3 protein-coding genes are annotated in these 3145 nt (G+C 64.8%); all 3 read left to right on the forward strand.

What is annotated here, in order from left to right:
• Nucleotides 1–253, forward strand: a 253-nt coding sequence (locus VK519_RS17625) for a hypothetical protein (RefSeq protein ID WP_324351951.1), incomplete at its 5' end; no start/stop codon positions are given.
• Nucleotides 254–319: 66 nt separating this feature from the next.
• The gene (locus VK519_RS17630; RefSeq protein ID WP_324351953.1) at nucleotides 320–1546 is read left to right on the forward strand and encodes a cation:proton antiporter; all 1227 of its coding nucleotides are present in this window, start codon (nucleotides 320–322) and stop codon (nucleotides 1544–1546) included.
• A 97-nt stretch (nucleotides 1547–1643) separates the two neighbouring features.
• The coding region (locus VK519_RS17635) for an inorganic phosphate transporter (protein WP_324351955.1) at nucleotides 1644–3145 on the forward strand (1502 nt) is incomplete at its 3' end.

The following is a 3145-nucleotide window of genomic DNA, read 5'->3' on the forward strand; positions in this document are numbered from 1 at the left end:
CCTGGCCGGCGGCGCCCTCGGCGCCGCGGCGGTGAATATGTACGAAAACCATGAACGCCGCGAGGAAGGCGAGCGCAATTCGAACGCGAATGTCGGCGGCGGTAACGATGCCGGCGACAGCCGCGGCCAGGCCTACGACGACCTTCGCGACCAGCCCATCGACATGGGTAACGACGACAGCAGCTGGGGTGGCGGCGGTGGCGGCGACGACTCCAGCTTCGACAGCGGTGGTAGCGACGACAGCTGGACCTGACGACGGTTCGCCGCTTCGCATGAACCTGCGCTAATCTCGGTCCCCGGAATATACCGGGGACCGCAGATGAACAGTGCCGAGCTCTTCCTGATCGCCATGGTGATCATCTTCGCGGTGCCCTACCTGATCTGGCGGCTCGGTCGCACCGACTACTACGCGCCGCTGGTGGTGGTGCAGATCCTCACCGGCATCCTGCTCGGCCCGGGCATCCTGGGCGCAGCCTACCCCGCTTACTACCAGACCATCTTCACCCCGGCCGTGATTACCGCCTTGAACGGCGTGGCCTGGTGGGCCGTGATGATCTTCGTCTGGACCGCCGGTATCGAACTGGATCTCAAGGCCGCCTGGGCGCAGCGCAAGGAATGCGGCACCACGGCGGCGCTGGCCCTGGGCGTACCCCTGCTGTTCGGCTGTGCCGCGGCGGCCGGCATGTTGGCGTGGCGCGACGGCTGGCTAGGCCAGCAAGGCACGAACGCGCAGTTCGTGCTCGGCGTTGGCATGGCCTGCGCAGTGACGGCGCTACCGATCCTTATTCTTTTCCTCGAGAAACTCGGTGTACTGCGCGAACCGCTGGGAAAGCGCGTGCTGCGCTATGCCAGCCTCGACGACGTGATGATCTGGGCGGTGCTGGCGTTGATCCTGCTGGACTTCGACCGCGTCGGCAAACAGGCCATCTTCCTGGCCCTGCTGGTGCCGGTATCCATAGGCTACCGCGCGCTGATGCGCCGTATCCCGGAGAGTGATCGCTGGTACATCGGCCTGGTGTGGCTCGCCTTGTGTGCCTACGGCGCGGACGTCTCGGGATTGCACTTCATGGTGGGCGCGTTCCTTGCCGGCGCCGTCACCGACGCTGAATGGTTCAACCAGGAACACATGGACCTGCTCCGCCGCCACGTACTGCTTACCGTGATGCCGGTGTTCTTCCTCTCCACGGGCCTGCGCACGAACTGGTCGATCGGCGGCGCTTCGGTCTTCATCGCCGCAGCCTTGCTGCTGGTGGCGTCGGTGGCAGGCAAGCTCGCAGGTGTCGGCATCGCCGGCAGGATGCTGGGCTGGGCGCGCGGCGATATCTGGATCGTCGGCTGGCTACTGCAAACCAAGGCGCTGATCATGATCATCTTCGTCAACGTACTGCTGGACCGCCAACTGATCAGCAGCGAAACCTTCACCGCGCTGCTGCTGATGGCGGTGGTCAGCACCATGCTGACGGTACCGATGGTCGCGCCAAAGCTCGCCCACCGAAAACTTGCCGATCAAACGATCGGCTGCGCCGAGGGAACCTCCGCTTCGTAGCGCACTGGGTGCAGCAATGCCGGTCCGCATTGACACCGGGAGGTCACAATCGACTGCTATTGCTCGTGGGACCCATGGTGATTCCCGGAGCAACGGCATGAACAGCGCGGTCCTCGGCGAAGGCGTCAAAGGCTCCCCCCTCCAGCGTTATCTTGGCTTCGGCCTGTTTGGCGCGTTCCTGCTGGCGGCGGCGATCTACGTCGCCTCCCACCTTGGCCACGATCTGGAAGTGGTGCCCTCCAGCCCCACCCTCGCCTACGTCCTGCTGGGTGTTGCCCTGCTGATCGCATTGGGCTTCGAATTCGTCAATGGCTTCCACGACACGGCCAATGCCGTGGCCACGGTGATCTACACGCGCGCGCTGCCGGCGAGCTTCGCGGTGGTCTGGTCCGGCAGCTGGAACTTCATCGGCGTGATGGTTTCCTCCGGTGCGGTGGCCTTCACGGTGCTGCAGCTTTTGCCCATCGCCCTGGTATTGGACGTAGGCTCGGGCACGGGCTTTGCGATGGTGTTCGCACTGCTTATCGCGGCGATCATCTGGAACCTCGGCACCTTGTACCTCGGACTGCCCTCGTCCAGTTCGCACACCCTGATCGGATCCATCATCGGCGTGGGCGTGATGAACCAGCTGATGGGTTCGGGCGACGCCACGAGCGCGGTGGACTGGAGCCAGGCCTGGAATGTCGGCAAGAGCCTGCTGTTCTCGCCACTATTGGGTTTTGCCCTGGCCTACGGACTGCTGATGCTACTGCGCGCGCTGGTGAAGGTGCCTGAGCTTTACCAGGAACCCAAGGGCGACGCACCGCCACCGTTCTGGGTGCGCAGCCTGCTGATCCTCACCTGCACCGGCGTGTCGTTCTTCCATGGCTCCAACGACGGCCAGAAGGGCATGGGCCTGATCATGCTGATCCTGATCGGCACGGTGCCAACCGCCTACGCGCTCAATCGCGCGACCACGCCAAGCCAGACGCAGACGTTCATCGCGGTAGCGCATTCGGCCAGTGAAGTATTTGCCCGCAATAGTGCAGGCAGCGCTCCGGCCACCGATCCGCGCGCGGAACTGGAGCGTTACATCAACTCACACGACCTGAAGCCGGCCACCATCTCAGCGCTCGGCCAGCTCACCGACGCCATCAGCAGCCAGGTGGGCCACAGCGCCACGTTGGCCGACGTGCCCCAGGGCGCGGTGAACAACGTGCGCAACAACATGTACCTGAGTTCCGAAGCGCTGCGGGTCATGGCCAAGGCCAAGCAGCCCGCATTCAGCCCGAGCGACCAGGCGGTGCTGGACAACTATCACAAGTCACTGGACAACGGCACCAAATTCATCCCGACCTGGGTCAAGGTGGCCGTGGCATTCGCGCTGGGCCTGGGCACCATGGTCGGCTGGCGCCGCATCGTGCGTACCGTGGGCGAGCGCATCGGCAAGCAGCACCTGACCTATGCGCAGGGCGCGTCGGCCGAGGTGGTGGCGGCAGTCACCATCGCCGCGGCCGACAGTTTCGGCATGCCGGTAAGCACCACGCACGTGCTGTCATCGGGCGTGGCGGGAGCCATGGTCGCCCAGGGATCGGGCCTGCAGTGGGCCACCGTACGCAG

The sequence above is a fragment of the Pinirhizobacter sp. genome (assembly GCF_035317885.1).
Lineage (GTDB): Bacteria > Pseudomonadota > Gammaproteobacteria > Xanthomonadales > Rhodanobacteraceae > Pinirhizobacter.

Excerpts from the sequence above, each read along its gene's own strand:
- VK519_RS17630 (WP_324351953.1), top strand. The coding sequence starts at position 320 with ATGAACAGTGCCGAGCTCTTCCTGATCGCCATGGTGATCATCTTCGCG.